Raw genomic sequence first — 19475 nt, 5'->3', positions numbered from 1 at the left:
TTTTACTCACAAGGACGATTGATGATGAAATTAAGAACGATAGCGGCCTGCCTGATGGCCGCCAGTTGCGGGCTGACCGCTCAGCAGGCACAGGCGGAAAATGTGGTGCGTTGGGCCCAGCAGGCGGATATTCCCACCCTGGATCCTTACGCTTTCGCCTCAACCCACGCCCTGAGCTTTCAAAATCATATCTATGAAGGTCTGGTGCAATGGAATGACAGCCTGCAGCTGGAGCCGACTCTGGCTACTCACTGGGAGCAGCTGGATGACACCAGTCTCCGTTTTTATCTGAATAAAGGTATCAAGTTTCATAACGGCAATGATTTCACCGCCGATGACGTAGTGGCCTCCATCGCCCGGGTGACCCACCCGGACTCGGGGACCCGCGGCAATGCCTCCTCGCTCAAGGACGCGGTAAAGGTAGATGACTACACGGTTGATATCCGTCTGAACGGCAAGTCGCCCATGGCTCTCAATGAGCTGTCCGGCGTGCTGATAATGGACAGAGAATGGCTGGAAGAACACAAGGCCACCGAGCCTACCAGCATGACCAAGGGCACCGAAGGCTACGCCACCAACCACACCAACGGTACCGGCCCCTTCAAACTGGAAAGCCGGCGGCGCGATGCGGAAATGGTGCTGGTCAAGAACGACAACTGGTGGCAGGCAGAGCAGTCCAAGCACAATATCGACCGCATCATCTTCCAGCCGGTGTCGTCCGACTCAACCCGTCTGGCGGGCATGTTGTCCGGCGAATTTGACCTGGTCAGTGATGTACCTCTGCAGGACTTGCCCCGGCTGGAAAGGGAAAAAGGCATAGACGTCAAGGTCCGACCCTCGCTGCGGGTGGATTACCTGTCGCTGAACATGGCGGATGAGCTGAACGCGGGCAATGTGGATGGCAAGAATCCGCTTCAGCAACATAAGGTGCGCCAAGCCTTGCATATGGCCATCGACCGCGAGGCGATCGTCAAGAAGATCATGCGCGGCATGACCGAGGTGGCCAACACCTATGTGGCCCCCGACATTGCCGGTTATGACGCCGATCGCGCCATCGAGCTTGATTATGACCCCAAACGGGCGAAGGCATTGCTGGCCGAAGCCGGTTATCCCAATGGCTTCACACTGGCGTTCGATTGTGTGCAGGGAGCTTACCTGAATGCGGAGCAGTGGTGTCAGGCAGTGCAGCGTTACTGGTCCAAGATTGGCGTAAAAACCAACCTGAACGTGCATAGCCGCAGCGTCTATTCCCAGATCCGCGACAACGGCCGTACCGACGTGGCGGTACTGGGCTGGGCCAATCTGCCGCTCTATGACGCCTATAGCATCAACCAGCAGCTGATCCATTCCAAGGACGGCGGCATCTACGGTGCCTTCAATATTCCCCGTTACCAGAACGACAAGGTAGACGCGCTGATTGAACAGTCGGTGTCCGAGCTGGACAGGCCGACCCGGGTGCAGCTGATGAGCGATGCTCTGGCCATGGCCCAGCAGGATTTGCCGTTTATTCCGCTGCACTTCGAACCGGTGGCCTGGGTGACCTCAGACAAGCTGAATATCACCCAGAATTCCGACAACGTGGTACGGCTCTGGTACGCGAGCCTGAACTAGCAAACAGGGGTCTGTGAGCCCCTAATCCGCTATTGCGATTCAAAGGAGTGAATGATGTTGGCTTTTATCATACAGCGGCTGATCCAGGCCTGCGGCCTGATGCTGACGGTGGCGTTGATCGCCTTTACCATGTTTCAGTTTGTCGGCGATCCCATCGACGGCATGCTGCCGGAAAGCGCGACCCAGTTTGAACGGGACGAGCTGCGTGAAAAGCTGGGCCTGAACGACAGCGTGATCACCCAGTACGGGCGCTTCGTCGGCAATATTGCCCAAGGCGATTTCGGTATTTCCTACTACAACAAGATGGACGTGCTCAACCTGATCCTGGAACGGTTACCCGCCACCCTGGAGCTGGTGTTCGTGGCGGTGATTATCTCGCTGCTGGTGGGGTTGCCGGCGGGCGTCTGGGTATCCTTGTCCCGTAACAAGTGGCTGACCAGCCTGGTGCAGACTATTTCCCTGATTGGGGTGTCTCTGCCCAGCTTTATCGCCGGTATCGTGCTGATCATCGTGTTTTCGGTCTGGCTGGGCTGGCTGCCTTCTCACGGGCGGGGCGACATAGTGGAGTTCGGCTGGTGGAGCAGTGGCCTGTTCAGCAAGACGGGCTGGGCCTCTATCATACTGCCGGCGCTGTCGCTGGCGCTGTTCATGATCACCATGATCATGCGCCTGGTGCGTAGCGAGATGACAGAGGTGCTGCGCACCGATTACATCAAGTTCGCCAAGGCCAGGGGCATCAGGCAGCGTAGCATCAACTATACCCATGCGCTGCGCAATTCCCTGCTGCCGGTGATCACCATCATAGGCCTGCAGATCGGCGGCCTGATTGCCTTCGCGGTGGTGACCGAAACCGTGTTCCAGTGGCCCGGGATGGGACTGCTGTTTATCCAGGCGGTGAACTACGTGGATATACCGGTGATTTCCGCTTATCTGGTGTTCATTTCCCTGATTTTTATCTGCATCAACACCCTGGTCGATATTCTCTACCGGGTGATCGATCCGCGCTTGAAAACCGCTTGACCGTTAAGCACAAGGACGAGGTAACGTATGGCTATCAATACCACTAAAGCGGCCCTGACCGGCCAGAATAGTCCCCGGCCTGGGGGGCTGAAAAAGATATGGCAACAGCTGTTGGCTGCCTGCGACAGTGACATCGCCTACAACTTCCGGACCTCCCGGCTGACGATGTTCGCCACCGCAGTGCTGGCCCTGCTGCTGTTTGCCGGCATCGGTGCCTCCCTGCTGGCGCACTATGACCCCTTCGATATGGCGGCCTTCGATCTGATGGACTCCGAGCTGCCGCCCTTCTGGGTGGAAGGCGGCGAGGGCCGCTTCTGGCTGGGCACCGATATCCAGGGTCGGGATGTATATTCACTGATCCTCCATGGCCTGCAGGTATCGTTGATCGTCGGTTTTATCAGCGTGCTCTGCGCCATGGTTCTGGGGGTGACCCTGGGGGTGGTGAGCGGCTATTTCGGCGGCATGATCGACGCCCTGATCATGCGTCTGGCCGATGCCATGCTCAGCTTCCCCACCATCATGTTTGCACTACTGGTGAGCGGCGCGGCGCGGGGCCTGCTGCCCCAGGAAATGCACGATCAGATGGCGGTGTACATCATCGTTATCTCCATCACCCTGACCGGCTGGATGCAGTATGCCCGTACTGTGCGCGGCTGTACCCTGCTGGAAGGAAACAAGGAATATGTACAGGCTGCCAAGGTGATGGGCAGCAATAATATGCGCATCATGTTCCAGCATATTCTGCCCAACGTGCTCAGCCCGGTCATGGTGCTGGCCACCCTGCACCTGGCGCTGGCGGTACTGACCGAGGCAACCCTGTCGTTCCTCGGGGTCGGCATGCCGCCGCATCAGCCTTCGCTCGGTACGCTGATCAACGAGGGCAACCGATATCTGTTCTCCGGTCAGTGGTGGGTAGTGCTGTTTCCCTCTCTGGTACTGGTGGTGCTGGCCCTGTCGGTCAACCTGGTGGGTGACTGGCTGCGCGATGCCCTCAACCCCAAACTGCGTTAAGGAGCAAGACATATGGAAAATACAAGCAACAACCGCGGTGAGGTGGTGCTGGAAGTCGATGATCTGTGTATCGAGTTTGCCCATCGCAAGGGAAACCTGAAGGCGATACAGCATGTGTCGTTCGAGATGCGCAAGGGCGAGATCCTCGGGGTAGTGGGTGAATCGGGCGCCGGCAAGTCGCTGACCGGCTCGGCGATCACAGGTCTGCTGGAGGCGCCGGGCTTCATTGCCGGCGGCGAGATCCGCCTTTACGGGGAACGGATCGATAACCTGGAGGAAGATCGGCGGCGACTGCTGCGTGGCAAGGAGATCGGCGCCATCTTTCAGGATCCGCTGACCAGCCTGAACCCGGTGCTGACGGTCGGAAAACAGCTGATCGAAACCATTCAGACCCATCTGCCGCTGTCCCATGAGCAGGCCCGGCAGAAGGCGCTGGATCTGATGAAGGAAGTAGGTATACCTGCGGCCGAACAACGCATCGATCAATATCCCCATCAGTTTTCCGGCGGCATGCGTCAGCGCATCGTGATCGCCCTCGCGCTCTGTGTCGAACCCAAGGTGATTATCGCCGATGAGCCGACCACGGCGCTGGATGTGTCGGTACAGGCTCAGGTGTTGCAGCTGTTGCGCCGGCTGTGCAAGCAGCATGACGCCTCTGTGATGCTGGTGACCCACGATATGGGGGTGATCGCCGAAATCTGCGACCAGGTAGCGGTGATGTATGCGGGCCGGTTGGTTGAGATAGGGCCGGTCGAGTCAGTACTCAAGTCGCCGAAACATCCCTATACGGTGGGACTGATGGGATCGATCCCGCGCATCGGGGTACGGGAACCGCGGCTGTCGCAGATCCCCGGATCCATGCCCCGGCTCAACGCCATCCCCCTGGGCTGCGCCTTTAATCCGCGCTGCCCCAACAGCAGTGCCGAATGCCGGCAGCATGAGCCGGAGATGAAAGCGGTCGGTGACTCCCGGGTCGCCTGTCTGAAAGTGATGCAAGAGGAGCTGGTGTGATGAGCGAGATTACCGAAGAAAGAGGCCTGCTGGAGGTACGCAACCTTCATATCAAGTTCGATATCTCCAAGCCGTTTATTCACCGGCTGCTGAACAGAGCGGAAAAAACCTATGTGCACGCGGTGCGCGGCATCGATTTCAGTATCCGCAGAGGAGAGACCTTCAGTCTGGTGGGCGAGTCCGGTTGCGGCAAGTCGACGGTAGCCCGACTGTTGTCGGGTTTGTACCAGCCGACCGATGGCGATATCAGCTATCAGGGCACAGTGCTGGCCGAAGCCAGTCGGGAGCAGCGCCAGTATATTCGCCGCCGTTGCCAGATGATCTTTCAGGATCCGTTCGCCAGTCTGAATCCACGCTGGAAGGTGGATCGCATCATTGCCGAGCCGCTGGTGCTGTTCGGTATGATCAAAAACCGGGAAGAAGGTCGACAGAGGGTGGGCCAGTTGCTGGAACAGGTGGGTCTGGCGGCATCGGACATGGACAAGTTTCCCCACGAGTTCTCGGGTGGTCAGCGTCAGCGTATCTCCATCGCCAGGGCCCTGGCCGGCGAACCCGAGTTTTTGATCTGTGACGAACCGACTTCGGCGCTGGACGTCTCGGTGCAGGCCCAGGTGCTCAACCTGATGAAGGATCTGCAAGACGAACTGGGGCTGACCTATCTGTTTATCAGCCACGATATGTCGGTGGTGTCCCACTTCTCGGATCGGGTCGGCATCATGTATCTGGGCCGTCTGGTGGAGGTGGGCACGGTGGAAGAGGTTTTCAATCGACCCCGTCACCCTTACACCCGCATGCTGATGGACGCCATCCCCAGCATGGATGTGATCCACAAGGAGCGGACTCCGGTGACCGGCGAGGTACCTAACCCGATTTCGCCGCCTTCCGGCTGCGCCTTTCATCCCCGATGCGCCTTTGCCACCGACAAGTGCAAGCAGTCGACCCCGGCGGCACTGGATATCAGCGCGACCCAGCAGGTGGCCTGTCATTATCCCTTGTCTGTCAGTTAAGCAACGGTTGGTAAACGTGCCTTGGTGACGGGCATTTTCGTGCTGTAAGCACTGTGGTCTATTAATCTCAATCGCCTCGCCGCCGTTCAGGACGGGGAGGCGATATCATTTGCCTTCCCCCTATTGCTTGCTGAAATGGCCTGTTCAGGCCCGGAGTTTGCTATGTTCTCGAGTTCACGACACTGGCTCAATATCGGTCTCTTGTCTTACGGTATGGCGCTGTCTCAGTCGGGTATGCTGATTTATCTCAGTCTGATCTCCATGGTGGGCTTTCAGCTGGCACCCTCACCGGCCCTGACGACCTTGCCGTTTGCCATTCAGTCGGTGTTTTCCGCCCTGGCCAGTTATCCGGTGGCCTATCTGATGGCCTGGCTGGGCCGCAAGTGGGGCATAATACTGGGGCAACTGTTCGGCATCGGCGGAGCCAGCCTGATGGTGGCGGCGCTGATGCTGTCCCAGTTCTGGTTGCTGATCGCCGCCTGCGTGCTGTTCGGCATCTATTTCAGTCTGACTCAGCAGATCCGCTTTGCCGCCGCCGAACTGGTGCCGACCGCGATGAAGGATCAGGCTGTCTCTCTGGTGATAGGGGCGGCGGTGGTGGCTTCGATCCTGGGGCCGGGGCTGTCGACCTGGGGGGAGTCCTTCGGCTATGGCGTGCCCTTCGTAGGCAGCTTCGCCGCCATTATTCCCCTCTGCCTGATGGTGGCTATGGGGGTTTTGTGGCTACGGGTACCGGTCCGCGAGACTAGGCCCCGGATGGGCGGTGGACGCCCCCTGAGCCAGATATTGAAAGCCGGAGCCTGGCGGCCCATGGTGGCGGCGGCCGTGTCCTTTGCCATGATGGCCTTCGTAATGATCGCCACTCCGCTGTCGATGAATCACGCCCATTTTCATGTCAGCGACTCCAATACGGTGGTGCAGTTTCATTCTCTTGGCATGTTTCTGCCAGGACTCTTTCTCGGTCCCTTCCTCAAGCGGTTTGGCCCCAAACGGCTGATCCTCGCGGGCATCGGTGTCTTTGTGCTGGCGATACTGATCAACCTGCAGGGCATGTCGTTCTGGCATTACTTCAGCGGCTTGTTGCTGGTGGGCGTGGCCTGGAGCCTGATGTTCGTCAGTGCAACCAGCTGGCTGACCCGCTATTACCGGCCGGATGAAGCGGCCCGAGTGCAGTCATTCAACGATTTCTGCGTGTTTATGGTCGTGGCGGTGTGCGGCTTTTTTTCAGGCAAGGTGCTGGCCACCTTCGGCTGGGAAGGGGTCAACCTGGTGATGCTGCCCAGTCTGGCGCTGGTGGCCCTGATCTGTCTGCTGGAGCCAAAGACCAGCCCGCTGGCGGACAAGACCGCTGGCTCCACCATCGACAATCAGGCAGGTTGAGTCATTGCCATCACCATGGCGACGGCGTGTTGGAGTTGCTGCTGCCCGACGCCGAAGTCTTTCCCCATGCGGAGGAACGGCGGCTGTTCTACGTGGGCCTGACCCGGGCCCGGCATCAGGTATTTCTGCTGGCTGACAATCAAATTCCCTCGGTGTTTATCAAGGAGCTGCTCGAAGGCGGCTATCCGGGCGTCAGCCGCTGGCAGGGGTAGCCTCTTCGGGTTTTTGTAGCCGGCGCTTTAGCTGCCGGATCAGACGACGCCGATTCTGCAGACACAGCACGGTGCCGGGTTTTGTAGCCGGCGCTTTAGCTGCCGGAGCAGACAATGCCGATTCTGCAGATCTGGCATTGTCTGTGGGTTTACGCAGCTGAAGCAGCGCCTACAGCTCACTCCAGACATCGGCGTTGTGGTTTTGTCGTGCCGTAGGTTGGCGATGAGTGAAGCGAATCCCAACGTCGACAGCGGTATTTTTCTCCTGTCATCCTTTCTTTACACCTTGTCTTCCCGGCTCCGCTCCGGGAATGCCCCTGACTCTTATACTTAATGGCGCATCATCTGGTGAAAGGAGGGCATCATGGCGGCAAACAACGACAAGGGCCTATGGGATAATCCCATGGGAACCGATGGCTTCGAGTTTGTGGAATATGCCTCTCACGAGCCCCGGCGGCTGGCTGAACTGTTCGAGCGGCTGGGCTTTGTGGCCATCGCCCGCCATCGTAGCAAAGACGTAACCCTGTATCGCCAGGGCGACATCAACTTTATCCTCAATGCCGAGCCCAACAGCCGGGCCGCGCAGTTCTCCCGCCTTCATGGCCCCTCTGCCAACGCCATGGCCTTTCGGGTGAAAGACGCGGCCGCCGCCATCCGGCAGCTGGCGGCGCAGGGCGGCACCGTGGTTGCGTCCGGTGCCGGCCCCATGGAACTGAAGATCCCGGCCATCGAGGGCATTGGCGGCTCCCTTATCTATCTGGTGGATCGCTATGGCGACCAGAGCATCTATGATGTGGACTTTCGTCCCGTGCCCGGCGTGGAGCAGCACCCCAAAGGCGTGGGCCTGACCTATATCGATCACCTGACTCACAATGTGGAAATGGGACATATGGATCTCTGGGCCGGCTTCTACGAGAAACATTTCAATTTTCGTGAAATCCGCTACTTCGACATCGAAGGCAAGCTCACCGGGCTGCGCTCCCGGGCCATGACCAGTCCCTGCGGCAAAATTCGCATTCCTATCAATGAATCTGCCGACAAGAAGAGCCAGATCGAGGAATTTCTGCAGCAGTACAAAGGGGAGGGTATTCAGCATATCGCCCTCGGCACCGACGATATCTTCCACACGGTGGAAACTTTACGTGACGGTGGCATGAGCTTTATGACGACACCGGATACCTATTACGAAAAACTGGATGCTCGTCTGCCCGGCCATGGGGAGGATCTGGCCCGCCTGCAAGAGAACCGGATCCTGATGGACGGGGCGCCCACCGAGGGCCAGGGCCTGCTGCTGCAGATCTTCACCGACACCGTGATCGGGCCGATTTTCTTCGAAATTATCCAGCGTAAAGGCAATGAAGGCTTCGGTGAGGGTAATTTTCAGGCACTGTTCGAGTCTATAGAGGAAGATCAGATCCGCCGCGGAGTACTGAAACGGGAATGATCCCCGCACCCGAGGGTGATGAAGTCAGCATAAAACTGAATTTTCTACCGCCAGCCATTTTTTATCTTAGTCATTAATGGCAAACTAGCAGGACATACTGTCAGCTAACCTTTACACCTGTTGTAGGGGAGAATAGCTGACATTTTTTTGTGTCCAGTAACAGGAGTGGCAGCGCCCGTGGCGGAGAACAATCAGCAGGCTGGCAACCCGGCCCAGTGGTCCAGCCGTTTTGCCTTTATCATGGCGGCGGTGGGTTCGGCGGTGGGTCTGGGAAATATCTGGAAGTTTCCCTATATCACCGGTGAAAACGGCGGTGGCGCCTTCGTGCTGGTATATCTGGCCTGTATCGCTGTGATCGGCCTGCCGCTGATGATGGCCGAAGTGATGCTGGGTCGTCGCGGTGGCAAGAGCCCCATCGGCACCATGACCTCGGTGGCAGCCAGTGAGGAGCGCAGCAAGGGATGGGCCGGTATCGGCATCATGGCGACCCTGGCGGCCTTCCTGATCCTGTCCTTCTACAGCGTCATCGCCGGCTGGACCATGCCTTATATACTGTCGGCTGTCAGTGGTGACTTCAGCGGCATAGCGGCAGAAGAGTCCGGCGCCCTGTTCGGCGGCTTGCTGGCGTCGCCGGGCGAGCTGCTGCTGTGGCATTCCATCTTCATGGGGCTGACGGTGCTGGTCTCGGCCGGTGGCGTACGTCATGGCCTGGAGCGCGCGGTCACCAAGCTGATGCCGGCGCTGTTCGTGCTGTTGCTGATCCTGGTCGGCTATGCCATGACCACAGGCCACTTCGGTGAGGCGGTCAGCTTCCTGTTCAAGCCCGACTTCTCCGCACTCACCGCCGAGGCGATACTGGTGGCTCTGGGTCATGCCTTCTTTACCCTGAGCCTGGCCAGCGGCGCCATGATGGCTTACGGCGCTTATCTGAAAAAAGACGTGCCCATCGCCCGTACCTCTGTGGTGGTGGCCATTATGGACACCGGCGTGGCGCTGCTGGCGGGGCTGGCCATCTTCCCCATTGTCTTCGCCCATGGACTGGAGCCGGGTGCTGGCCCGGGGCTGATCTTCGTCACCCTGCCAGTGGCCTTCGGCCAGATGGCCGGTGGCAGCTTTTTCGCCACCCTGTTCTTCGTGCTGTTGCTGTTTGCCGCCTGGACCTCGTCCATCTCCATGCTGGAGTCGCTGGTCAGCTACCTGAACGAAAAAGGCGTGAGCCGGGTCAAGGCGGCAGTCGGTGGCGGCCTGGTGGCCTGGCTGGTGGGGGTTACGACCGTGCTGTCGCTCAACGAATGGTCCGGCTTTACCCCGCTCGACATGTTCGCGCGTTTCGAAGGCAAGACACTGTTCGATCTCTATGATTATCTGACCGCCAATATCATGATGCCGCTGGGGGCCCTGCTGACCGCCGTCTTCGTGGGCTGGAAGATGAAGCCCGAGCACTCCGCCGCCGAGCTGGGCGGCTGGCATCGCCTCTGGTTTCCGATAATCCGCTACCTGTCGCCCATTGCCCTGTTGATCGTGTTCTATTTCAACCTGAAATAACCAAGACAGCTCGGCAAGGCAAAAACCGGCTGGCTCTTTCGAGCCAGCCGGTTTTTTTTATGGGCGGGATTTTATGGCGGGTCTAACGAGCCAAGGGCAGCCAGCCGCCGAGCAGCACGAACAGGCTGGCGCAAATGCGGTTGAAGCGCTTTCCGCTACGTGCAAGCCAGGAACGGGTGCGCTGGGCGAAGCTGGCGATAAAGACTTCGGTCACAAACTCGGTCAGGGCAAAGGTGGTCGCCATCACCACAAACTGGATCAACAGTTCGCGCTCCGGGTCGATGAACTGGGGCAGAAAGGCGGCGAAAAACAGCACCGCCTTGGGGTTGGTCAGCGCCGACAGCAGCCCCTGACGAAACAGGGATCCGCCGCTGCGATAACTTGCCTGCTCACCGGTATCGGCGCTGGGAGCAGGTGCCCGCCACAGCTGAATGCCGAGCCAGACCAGATAGGCGCCGCCGATGATCTTGAGCGCCATGAACAGGGTGGTGGACGCCTGCAACAGGGCGCCGATGCCGAACAGCGACAGGGCGATGACGATGGAAAAACCGATGGCGCCACCGGCCACGGTAAACAGAGTCTTTCGTCGGCCATAAAGGGCACCGTGGGTCAGTGCCAGCAGGCTGTTGGGGCCGGGAGTGAGCGACAGGCCAATCATGGCCGCCAGATAGATAAGCCAGGTGTCCAGTGCCATCGGTGGTTCTCTTGTACGTTGGAGGATGGGCAATATAGCAGCAATATCCATCATGCCGTAACCCCTCGCCCTGCAGACTTGAAGCCAGCCCGTGCACTTTGTCGGTCAAAGTGCACGGCTCGAAGGCACGCTGTGAATACCTCCCTGTAGGCTCCGCTGCGCCATCCATGGCGCAGCGGGCACGGCGAAGCACTCCTTATTGGTCACCGGGTTGACTGTGAGTATCTGACAGACGGCACCACAGTGTAACGAAGCGGCAGCGGGGATTGCCGTAGCCGACCGTCAAATGCCATGGACGGCATTTGCCGAGCGACCCATGGATGGGCTTGCAGCGTGTCGGCGGAGTGCAACCGCGCTGCTGCTTCGCATTGCGCTCGCTCTCAGCGACTTGTGACCAAGAGATAGGCTTACGGCTCCCCGAAGGGACTTAAAGCCCATATCGCTCTATTTTCTTCAGCAGTCCCTGGCGGGACAGGCCCAGGGCTTGGGCGGCGTGGGTGCGATTGTGGTCGAATTTGACCAGCGCCTGACTGATCAGGGTGATTTCCAGTGCTCGCACCTGGGCATCCAGGCTGTCGCCGGGTTGGGCTGTGCTGTGTGCTCTGTCAGGCTGGGCATCCGGGTAGAGCAGGGCTATGTCTTCCAGGGTGATGACGCCGTTTCTGGCGATGGCGGCCACGCTGTCGAGGGCGCTTTTCAGCTCGCGTACGTTGCCCGGCCAGCGGCGTTGAATAAACCAGTTGAAGGCGGCGGTGTCCGGGTGCAGCGGCGGTTGCTTATTGTTCCGGGTCTGCAGCTCCAGAAAATGGGTGATCAGCAGGGGAATATCTTCGGGCCTGTCGTCCAGCGGCCGGGTGTCGATGTTGACCCCCTTGATGCGATAGAACAAGTCTTCCCGAAACGCCCCCGTTTTTACCTTTACGGGCAAGTCTGCGTTGGTGGCCGACACCAGCCGCACGTCGATGGTTTCCAGGACTCGACCGCCCACCGGATAATAGCTGCCTTCCTGCAGCACCCGCAACAGCTTGACCTGCATCGCCAGCGGCATTTCGCCTATCTCGTCCAGAAAAAGGGTGCCACCGTCGGCCAGCTTGAGCAGGCCGTCGCGAGCCTTGTCGGCGCCGGTAAAGGCGCCTTTGGTATGGCCGAACAGCTCGCTTTCCAGCAACTCGGCGGGAATGGCCCCGCAGTGCACCGAGATAAAGGGGCCGGCGGCACGATTGCTGAGGTCATGCACCGCCCTCGATATCACCTCCTTGCCGGTGCCCGAGGGGCCGGTGACCAGCACTCGCACATCGGTGGGGGCGATGCGTTGCACCAGGGCGCGAATGCTGTTCATCGACGGCGAGGCACCAATCAGGCTATCGAGCCCCTGCTGGCCGCCCTGTTTATGCTTGAGGCTGTTGAGCTCGCGCACCAGCTGATGTTTGGTCAGGGCGCGTTTGACCACCACGGCCAGCATGTCCGGATCGATGGGCTTGGCCAGAAAATCCCAGGCCCCTTGGCGCAGGGCTTCCAGCGCCAGCTCGCGCTCGCCATGACCGGTGAGGATGATCACCGGCCGGTCGATGAAGCGGGGCAGCGCCGCCAGGGTTTGCTGCGGATCGAAGTGGGGCGGCAGCGACAGGTCGAGCAGGATCAGATCCGCGTCGAAATGCGGCAACTGCGCGCTCAGCTCATCCAGGCTGGCGCCGGTGTTGACCTCATAGCCTTCGGACTCCAGCCACTGGGCGCTCAGGGTGCGAAAGGCGGGCTCGTCGTCAATGAGCAGGATGCGGGGTGGGTTCAACATGAGCTGTCCTCGGGGAAAAAGAGTTCGAAGGTGACCGGCCAGCCCAGATCGCTGCGATGGCGGATACGGCCGCCGTGGGCATCCAGGATCCGGCGCACGATAGACAGTCCCAGGCCGCTGCCGCCGCTGCGCCGACCGACGAAGGGACGAAACAGGTGGCTGAGCATGTCTTCGGCCACGGCTGGGCCGTTGTTGTGCACCCTCACTATGCCGGGTTGGTCTCCGGCCTCGATGCGGATGATGCCGTCCGGCTGATTCCGTACGAAGGCCAGGGCGTTATCGATCAGGTTGACCAGCACCTGCTGCAGTCGATAGGCATCGGCACAGAGGTGGGCGTCCTCGGCCAGGGCGCACTCGAAGCGGGTATGCTGCCAGTCGAACTGGGGGCGCAGGCTCTCCAGCATGGGGCCCAGCGTTATGGGCTGGCGATGCACACTGATGTTGCCGGAGTAGGCGAGCATGTCCGAGATCAGCCGGTCGGCGCGCTTGAGCTGGGTCTGGATCATGGCCTTGCGTTCGGGCTCCAGCCCGGCGGAGGCCATGGATATGATATTGAGCGGGTTGCGCAGCTCGTGAGCCATGGCCGCCGACAGTCCGCCCAGCTCTACCAGATGTTGTTCCGACAGACGCTTACGCTCGGCCTCGGCCAGTTGCAGTGAACGCTCCAGCAGGCTGCAACGGGTGGTTAGCAGCGAGGCGAACACCTCCGCCGCCAGCCTAAGCCCGGGCGTCACGTCCTCAAAGCCCTGCAACCGGGATTGCCAGCCCGGATCCTGATGGCGACAGATAATGCAGGGGCCCTCTGCGACGGGAGCGCTGTCACCATTCAACAGCAACCGTACCTGCACCGGCTGCCCCATCTGGCGGGCCAGCAGTTGCTCTGCCGCCGCGCTCAGCTCGGTCCAGTGGCTGGCCTCGGCCAGGCGATTGAGCCAGGTGTCCAGCAATTGTTCGTCAAGCCGGCTGCCGGGATAAATCAGCCGCTCCACCAGCTTGCTGACCGGCTGATACAGCGCCAGCGCCAGCATCAGCAACAGCATGGAGTAAAGCCATAGCTGCCACTCGGGCACGTTGGCCAGCGCCTGCAGGCCAAATTGACCGGCCATGGAGCTGAGCAGGGCAATCAGTCCCATTACCAGCACCGTCATCAGTATCCACAGCAGCGCCCGGTTGGCCCAGGCGTTGACCTCCAGCATCTGGTAGCGCACCACCCCATAGACCAGCAGGACCACATAAGTCGGCAGCAGCAGCATGGGCCAGGGATACCAATAGAGGCCGAGGGAGGGGAAGATGAAGCTGGTGGCCAGCCAGAGGCCCCAGGCGCCGGCGGCGAACATGGCGGCGATGGAACGGCGGCGGTTGCCACTATGCACACGCCAGCCCCACAGCAAGAGGGCGTGGGCCAGCACGCCTACACCGATGGTGTAGGCGATGTTGAACCAGCCGGCGCCGCTGAACACGAAGTAATGGCTGAAGGGACCGAAGGCGATGATATCGCCGCCGCCCAGGGCCAGGCTGGTGCCTATCACCAGCAGGGCCGCCAGATAGAAGAGGCCGCGCCGGCGGGCCAGGCGGTCCAGCCAGGGCCGGCGGCCCGGCCCCTGATTGACGAAGCCGATGGCGAAGTCGAGGAAGAAGGTGGGCATCAGGGGATTGGCGAGGATCAGCATCTTGCCCAATCCTTCCCAGCCGTAAAACACCGACACATGACCGCTGCACCACAGCGCCATCATGATGCCAAAACCGGCCAGTGCCTTCATGCTGCGCCGGCGGCGCGCGCGCCAGAACAGCCAGGCCGATACCAGCAGGGCACAGCCGCCGGTGAGCAGCATCATCAATTCAAAAGCCAGATCCAGCGCCATGTTGCGTTCCCGTCATGTAAACATCGTTGACACTTTAGTGGGGAAAGACTGTAAACCTGGTTGTCAGTTGGGGCAAGTTTTGGAAGCTTTATTGATCCAGAACAAGGTGGCAGCAGGCTGTGTGATTGATGGCATGGTTTGTGCTTTATCTATCAATCAACGGGTCCATCAATCGGATTGAGTCCACTCTGGAGATAGATTTTATGAACATGACCGCCTTGGTACTGGAATTTTCTGCCATCTTTATTGTTCTGATCCTGGCAACCCTGCCTGCGGCCGTTAACCGCTTTCAACGTCGTTAAGGAGACATCATGGAGTTAGATGCTGCCATTTTGTCGCGGATCCAATTCGCCTTTACCATCAGTTTTCACATCATCTTTCCCGCCATCACCATCGGCCTGGCTACGGCCATCGCCATCTGGGAAGGCCTCTGGCTGAAAACCCGTAACCCGGTGTACTTCCAGCTGGCCAAGTTCTGGATCAAGCCCTTCGCCATTACCTTCGGTATGGGCGTGGTCAGCGGCATAGTGCTGTCTTACGAGTTTGGCACCAACTTCTCCCGTTTTTCCGAACTGGTTGGCCCGGTTCTGGGGCCCTTGCTGGCCTACGAGGTATTGACCGCCTTCTTCCTGGAAGCCGGTTTTCTCGGGGTCATGCTGTTCGGCTGGCAGCGGGTGGGGGAAAAGATGCACTACTTTGCCACCTGCGTGGTGGCACTGGGCACCTGGATTTCGTCGTTCTGGATTATCGCCGCCAACTCCTGGATGCAGACGCCGGCAGGTTATGAAATCGTGGACGGTCGCTTCGAGGTGGCCAGCTGGATGGAGGTGATCTTCAATCCCTCCATGCCCTATCGTCTGGCACACATGCTGCTGGCTGCCATGCTGACTGCCACCTTCGTGATTGGTGGTGTCAGCGCCTGGTATCTGCGTAAAAACCGAGATCAGGCATTCGCCCGCAAGGGATTGTCGATGGCCTTGTGGGCGGCACTGGTGCTGGCCCCGGTGCAGGCCATGGTGGGCGACTTTCACGGCCTCAACGTGAAGGAGCATCAGCCGATCAAGGTGGCGGCGATGGAAGGCATCTGGCCCGAAAAGGAAACCGGTGCGCCGCTGCTGCTGTTTGCGGTACCGGACATGGAGGCAGAGACCAACCACTTCGAGATCAGGATTCCCAAGCTGGCCTCGCTGATCCTGACCCACGAGCTGGACGGCGAGCTGCAGGGGCTGAAATCGGTGCCCGCCGACGAACGTCCCTATGTGCCGCTGGTGTTCTATTCCTTCCGCATCATGGTGGGTCTGGGCATGCTGATGATCGGGGCCGCCCTATGGGGGCTGTGGCTGCGTCGCCGTGGCGGTCGCTTCGAAAGCCGGCCTTTCCTGCTGCTGATGACGCTGATGATCCCCACGGGCGTCATCTCGACCCTGGCCGGCTGGTATGTAGCGGAAGTGGGTCGCCAGCCCTGGCTGGTGCACGGCCTGGTCCGCACCATGGAAGTGGTGACCCCGCTGCCGGCGGAACGAGTGCTGTTCTCGCTGACGCTCTTTGTGCTGACCTACAGTCTGCTGTTTTGTGTGTATCTCTATTTCATGGCCAAACTGATTCGCAAGGGGCCACCGGACATGGCACGGCTTGAGCAACACATGATTGGCGTCAATGCGCCCGGTTTTGCCCTCGCCTGGGTGAAGAAACTGCAACATGAAGTGGTGGAGGGTTAATATGGATCTGGCGCTGTTTTATTATTTATTGCTGGGCTTTGCGGTACTGATGTATGTGGTGCTGGACGGTTTCGATCTCGGCCTCGGCATTCTCTACCCCTGGTTCAGGAGTGAAGGCGAGCGCGATCACATGATGCGCTCCATCTCCCACGTATGGGACGGCAACGAAACCTGGCTGGTGTTTGGCGGCGTGGTGCTGTTCGCCGCCTTTCCCGCCGCTTATGCGGGTATTCTGTCGACCATGTATACCCCCATCATCATCATGCTGATCGGGCTTATCTTTCGTGGCGTGGCATTCGAATACCGCTTCAAGTCGCACCGCTCCAAACCCTGGTGGGACAGGTCCTTCTTTCTCGGCTCGGCGGTGGCGACCTTCTGTCAGGGCACCATACTCGGCGCCGTGGTGCAGGGCGTGGATGCGGGTCAGCAGGGGGCACTGGACTGGCTGACGCCTTTCAGCGTGTTCACCGGTTTTGCGCTGATGGTGGCCTATGCCCTGCTGGCCTGCTGCTATCTGGTGATGAAAAGCCGGGACAAGATTATGGCCCGCGCCGCCCATCTGGGCCGAAAGCTGGTGCTGACCATCATGGTTGTCATGGTCATCGTCAGCCTCTGGACCCTGTACGCCAACGTCGAGATACGGGCACGCTGGTTTGATGGCATCAACTTCCTGCTGCTGTTGCCGCTGCCGTTGCTGAGCGGCCTGTTCGGCTGGCTGCTGTATCGGGATCTGGATGGCGAACCCCACGAGACCCGGCCTTTCTGGCTGGCGGTCGGACTCTTCATCCTCGGCTTTGCCGGCCTGGTGGTGGGGCTATTTCCCTATCTGATCCCGCATCAGATGACCCTGTGGCAGGCCAGCGCCCCGGATTCCAGCCTCAGGTTTCTGCTGCCGGGCATCTTCATCTTTCTGCCGCTGATCTGTGCCTACACCCTCTGGGGCTACCGGATCTTCTCCGGCAAGGTCGAGGACTTCGAAGAGGGTTACTGATGGCGAACAACAAGAAGGGCTGGCGCTGGTTCGCCGGCCTCTATGCCGTTGGTCTGCTGGCCCTGTTTGCGGTCAGCGGCCTGCTCAAACTGCTGATGGGCATGCTCTAACCTTGAAAAGGTCTCGCAAGAGGCCTTTTTTTGGTCGAAATAAATACAGTCTGGACTTGTTGGGGGATGTCGCCGGAAATGGCTCGGCTATGCTTATCGAGTGGGACACCCTGATGGCCGGGGCTGCGGTTGTCCACGGCAGGGTTGGTCGCCGATGGGAGAACAATGATATCCAGGATTTCCTTTTTAATGCTGGGCGCGGCCCTGCTGGCAATATCGCCGGTTGAGTATGGCTTTGCCCAAAGCGTGGGTAGTAGTGATACAGACTTGATTGAGCGCGGTCGATACCTGGTAAAAATTGCCGGTTGCAACGACTGCCATACGCCTGGTTATGTACAGACAGGGGGCATGGTGCCGGAAGAGCTGTGGTTGACGGGGGATCGGCTTGGCTGGCACGGTGCCTGGGGTACCACCTATCCGGCCAACCTGCGTCTTTATATGCAGGGAGTTTCGGTCGAAGAGTGGATACAGAACGCCAGAACCAGGCAGCTGCGTCCGCCCATGCCCTGGTTTGCGCTGCGGGATATGACGGAGACGGATCTGCGGGCCATCTATAGTCTGGTCAGGTATCTGGGCCCGGCCGGCGAGCCGGTACCGGCTTATGTGCCTCCCGAACAGGAGCCGGTTGGCCCATTGGTCCGCTTTCCGGTCGGCTCGCAATAAACCGGCATGTGGTGACGCTGTCCTGCGGCACCCTCTGCCAGAGTGATGCCGATCGCAGCAGGAGGCATGGAATACTCAAGCTGTTACCTTACAAGGCCTCGCAAGAGGCCTTTTTATCGGCAGAAATAAATACCACCGATGGTCCGTCGAGGATTGTTTATTTTGCAGTTAAGGTGTTAATTATTGAACCTGTATGGTCGGGTCTGCATCACAATGTTGATGATGTACCCGGCCCTTGTGCGGGGTGCGCGTAGCGGGAGGCAATACAGATGGTTGAGTTATCGAACAGGCCAGTGGTCGGGGTCATCATGTGCCGCCAGTCGGTGAAAGGACATCCGTCTCATACGGTACAGGATAAATACCTCAATGCCTTGCTTGATGCCGGGGCGCTTCCTCTGCCTCTGGTACATGGCCTGCTGCAGGACGAACGGTTTCTGCCCCAGCTGCTGCCGATGCTGGATGGCATCATGCTCACCGGCAGTCCGAGCAATATAGAGCCGCACCATTATGGTGAGAGCGGAGATGAGCCCCATGTTGATCCGGGCCGGGATCGTCTGAGCTTCCGGCTGATAGAGGAGTCACAGCGACTGAGCATGCCGCTGCTGGGGGTCTGTCGCGGCTTTCAGGAAATGGTGGTGGCGACCGGTGGCAGCCTGCATCGGCGGCTGCACGAAGTGGAAGCCTTTATCGAGCATCGTGAAGATAAATCGCAGCCCCTAACCGCGCAGTACGAACCGGCTCACCCGGTAACGATCGAGCCTGGCGGTTTGCTGGCTCGGCTTGGTGGCGTCACCGGGCATCGGGTGAACTCTCTGCATATGCAGGGGGTGAAGAGTCTTGGGCCGCGGCTGGTGGCGGAAGCACATGGTCCCGACGGCCTGGTGGAAGCCATTAGCCTGCGCGAGCATCCCTTCGCCCTCGGTGTGCAGTGGCACCCCGAGTGGCAGAGCCGTAAAAATCCCCTGTCCCGCGCCCTGTTCGACGGTTTTATTGCTGCCTGTCGGCGGTATCACGTCGACTAGGATAAGGATCGGCGCTAGCGTCGGGGCCGTTTGCTGCAACGAAAGACGGAGAGCAAGATGGAATACAGAGACAAGGCCTACTGGCAGGCACAGGCGAAAGAGCTGACCATAGAGCACCGGTTGTTTATTGCCGGCGAATACCAGGAAGCCAGGGGCGGTGAATCCTTTACCCGCATCAATCCGGCCACCGAGCAGAGGCTTGCCGAGGTGAGCCGGGCCCAGGCGGCGGATGTGGACGCCGCCGTCGCGGTGGCGCGTCTCAGCTTCGAGTCCGGCGTCTGGTCCGAAGCGGGCCCGAGCCACCGCAAGGCGGTGTTGCTGCGTCTGGCCGAGCTGATGGACGAGCACAGGGAAGAGCTGGCGCTGCTGGAAACCCTGGATA

At 59.7% G+C, this 19475-nt stretch carries 18 protein-coding genes; 15 read left to right on the top strand and 3 right to left on the bottom strand.

What is annotated here, in order from left to right:
- The first annotated feature begins 21 nt into the window (after window positions 1-21).
- From UN63_RS09980 to UN63_RS09940, 9 genes are all read left to right on the top strand, one after another.
- Window positions 22-1611 carry an ABC transporter substrate-binding protein gene (locus UN63_RS09980; RefSeq protein WP_104486612.1) on the top strand — a complete coding sequence of 530 codons (1590 nt, stop codon included), beginning with the start codon at window positions 22-24 and terminating at the stop codon, window positions 1609-1611.
- A 51-nt stretch (window positions 1612-1662) separates the two neighbouring features.
- Window positions 1663-2631, top strand: a complete 969-nt coding sequence (locus UN63_RS09975) for an ABC transporter permease (RefSeq protein WP_219821126.1) — start codon at window positions 1663-1665, stop codon at window positions 2629-2631.
- Window positions 2632-2658: 27 nt separating this feature from the next.
- The gene (locus UN63_RS09970) at window positions 2659-3642 is read left to right on the top strand and encodes an ABC transporter permease (RefSeq protein WP_104486610.1); all 984 of its coding nucleotides are present in this window, start codon (window positions 2659-2661) and stop codon (window positions 3640-3642) included.
- A gap of 12 nt (window positions 3643-3654) precedes the next feature.
- Entirely contained in the window at window positions 3655-4653 is a 999-nt protein-coding gene (locus UN63_RS09965) for an ABC transporter ATP-binding protein (RefSeq protein ID WP_104486609.1), read from the top strand.
- Window positions 4653-5660 carry an ABC transporter ATP-binding protein gene (locus UN63_RS09960; protein WP_104486608.1) on the top strand — a complete coding sequence of 336 codons (1008 nt, stop codon included), beginning with the start codon at window positions 4653-4655 and terminating at the stop codon, window positions 5658-5660. The genes UN63_RS09965 and UN63_RS09960 overlap by 1 nt, the downstream gene beginning before the upstream one ends.
- 162 nt (window positions 5661-5822) lie before the next feature.
- Window positions 5823-7040, top strand: coding sequence for an MFS transporter (locus tag UN63_RS17215; protein ID WP_219821125.1), 1218 nt, complete (start codon window positions 5823-5825; stop codon window positions 7038-7040).
- Between the two features lie 26 nt (window positions 7041-7066).
- On the top strand, window positions 7067-7252 hold the full coding sequence (locus UN63_RS17210; protein ID WP_104486606.1) for an ATP-binding domain-containing protein: 186 nt from the start codon (window positions 7067-7069) through the stop codon (window positions 7250-7252).
- 364 nt (window positions 7253-7616) lie between these two features.
- Complete coding sequence (hppD, locus tag UN63_RS09945) at window positions 7617-8696, top strand: 4-hydroxyphenylpyruvate dioxygenase (RefSeq protein WP_104486605.1); 1080 nt, start codon at window positions 7617-7619, stop codon at window positions 8694-8696.
- A 177-nt stretch (window positions 8697-8873) separates the two neighbouring features.
- Window positions 8874-10241, top strand: a complete 1368-nt coding sequence (locus UN63_RS09940; RefSeq protein WP_104486604.1) for a sodium-dependent transporter — start codon at window positions 8874-8876, stop codon at window positions 10239-10241.
- An 82-nt stretch (window positions 10242-10323) separates the two neighbouring features.
- Here the strand turns inward: UN63_RS09940 and UN63_RS09935 are convergent, their stop codons facing one another.
- The 3 genes from UN63_RS09935 to UN63_RS09925 all read right to left on the bottom strand — a co-directional run bounded on the left by UN63_RS09935 (window position 10324) and on the right by UN63_RS09925 (window position 14589).
- Window positions 10324-10935 carry a LysE family translocator gene (locus UN63_RS09935; protein WP_104486603.1) on the bottom strand — a complete coding sequence of 204 codons (612 nt, stop codon included), beginning with the start codon at window positions 10933-10935 and terminating at the stop codon, window positions 10324-10326.
- Between the two features lie 427 nt (window positions 10936-11362).
- Window positions 11363-12727, bottom strand: a complete 1365-nt coding sequence (locus UN63_RS09930) for a sigma-54-dependent transcriptional regulator (protein WP_229793440.1) — start codon at window positions 12725-12727, stop codon at window positions 11363-11365.
- Window positions 12721-14589 carry a sensor histidine kinase gene (locus UN63_RS09925; protein WP_104486602.1) on the bottom strand — a complete coding sequence of 623 codons (1869 nt, stop codon included), beginning with the start codon at window positions 14587-14589 and terminating at the stop codon, window positions 12721-12723. Before UN63_RS09925 ends, UN63_RS09930 begins: the two co-directional genes overlap by 7 nt.
- 311 nt (window positions 14590-14900) lie before the next feature.
- On the opposite strand from UN63_RS09925, the gene UN63_RS09920 reads away from it, so the two are divergent.
- The 6 genes from UN63_RS09920 to UN63_RS09900 all read left to right on the top strand — a co-directional run.
- On the top strand, window positions 14901-16307 hold the full coding sequence (locus UN63_RS09920) for a cytochrome ubiquinol oxidase subunit I (protein WP_104486601.1): 1407 nt from the start codon (window positions 14901-14903) through the stop codon (window positions 16305-16307).
- A 1-nt stretch (window position 16308) separates the two neighbouring features.
- Window positions 16309-17298: a cytochrome d ubiquinol oxidase subunit II gene (cydB, locus tag UN63_RS09915; RefSeq protein ID WP_104486600.1), complete on the top strand. Its 990-nt coding sequence runs from the start codon at window positions 16309-16311 to the stop codon at window positions 17296-17298.
- The gene (locus tag UN63_RS16960; protein ID WP_146084735.1) at window positions 17298-17408 is read left to right on the top strand and encodes a DUF2474 family protein; all 111 of its coding nucleotides are present in this window, start codon (window positions 17298-17300) and stop codon (window positions 17406-17408) included. The genes cydB and UN63_RS16960 overlap by 1 nt, the downstream gene beginning before the upstream one ends.
- 165 nt (window positions 17409-17573) lie before the next feature.
- Window positions 17574-18071, top strand: a complete 498-nt coding sequence (locus tag UN63_RS09910) for a cytochrome C (RefSeq protein ID WP_146084734.1) — start codon at window positions 17574-17576, stop codon at window positions 18069-18071.
- Between the two features lie 269 nt (window positions 18072-18340).
- The gene (puuD, locus tag UN63_RS09905; RefSeq protein WP_104486598.1) at window positions 18341-19093 is read left to right on the top strand and encodes a gamma-glutamyl-gamma-aminobutyrate hydrolase; all 753 of its coding nucleotides are present in this window, start codon (window positions 18341-18343) and stop codon (window positions 19091-19093) included.
- A 57-nt stretch (window positions 19094-19150) separates the two neighbouring features.
- Window positions 19151-19475, top strand: a 325-nt coding sequence (locus UN63_RS09900) for an aldehyde dehydrogenase family protein (RefSeq protein ID WP_146084733.1), incomplete at its 3' end; no start/stop codon positions are given.

The sequence above is a fragment of the Oceanisphaera arctica genome (assembly GCF_002936955.1).
In the GTDB taxonomy this organism is placed as follows: domain Bacteria; phylum Pseudomonadota; class Gammaproteobacteria; order Enterobacterales; family Aeromonadaceae; genus Oceanimonas; species Oceanimonas arctica.
Note: the sequence above shows the minus strand (reverse complement) of the source record. Positions and strands in the feature narration are given on the sequence as shown.

Excerpts from the sequence above, each read along its gene's own strand:
- puuD (WP_104486598.1), top strand. The coding sequence starts at position 18,341 with ATGGTTGAGTTATCGAACAGGCCAGTGGTCGGGGTCATCATGTGCCGC.
- UN63_RS09975 (WP_219821126.1), top strand. The coding sequence starts at position 1,663 with ATGATGTTGGCTTTTATCATACAGCGGCTGATCCAGGCCTGCGGCCTG.
- UN63_RS09910 (WP_146084734.1), top strand. The coding sequence starts at position 17,574 with ATGATATCCAGGATTTCCTTTTTAATGCTGGGCGCGGCCCTGCTGGCA.
- cydB (WP_104486600.1), top strand. The coding sequence starts at position 16,309 with ATGGATCTGGCGCTGTTTTATTATTTATTGCTGGGCTTTGCGGTACTG.
- UN63_RS17215 (WP_219821125.1), top strand. The coding sequence starts at position 5,823 with ATGTTCTCGAGTTCACGACACTGGCTCAATATCGGTCTCTTGTCTTAC.
- UN63_RS09970 (WP_104486610.1), top strand. The coding sequence starts at position 2,659 with ATGGCTATCAATACCACTAAAGCGGCCCTGACCGGCCAGAATAGTCCC.
- hppD (WP_104486605.1), top strand. The coding sequence starts at position 7,617 with ATGGCGGCAAACAACGACAAGGGCCTATGGGATAATCCCATGGGAACC.
- UN63_RS09925 (WP_104486602.1), bottom strand. The coding sequence starts at position 14,589 with ATGGCGCTGGATCTGGCTTTTGAATTGATGATGCTGCTCACCGGCGGC.
- UN63_RS09960 (WP_104486608.1), top strand. The coding sequence starts at position 4,653 with ATGAGCGAGATTACCGAAGAAAGAGGCCTGCTGGAGGTACGCAACCTT.
- UN63_RS16960 (WP_146084735.1), top strand. The coding sequence starts at position 17,298 with ATGGCGAACAACAAGAAGGGCTGGCGCTGGTTCGCCGGCCTCTATGCC.
- UN63_RS09980 (WP_104486612.1), top strand. The coding sequence starts at position 22 with ATGATGAAATTAAGAACGATAGCGGCCTGCCTGATGGCCGCCAGTTGC.
- UN63_RS09965 (WP_104486609.1), top strand. The coding sequence starts at position 3,655 with ATGGAAAATACAAGCAACAACCGCGGTGAGGTGGTGCTGGAAGTCGAT.
- UN63_RS09930 (WP_229793440.1), bottom strand. The coding sequence starts at position 12,727 with ATGTTGAACCCACCCCGCATCCTGCTCATTGACGACGAGCCCGCCTTT.
- UN63_RS09935 (WP_104486603.1), bottom strand. The coding sequence starts at position 10,935 with ATGGCACTGGACACCTGGCTTATCTATCTGGCGGCCATGATTGGCCTG.
- UN63_RS09920 (WP_104486601.1), top strand. The coding sequence starts at position 14,901 with ATGGAGTTAGATGCTGCCATTTTGTCGCGGATCCAATTCGCCTTTACC.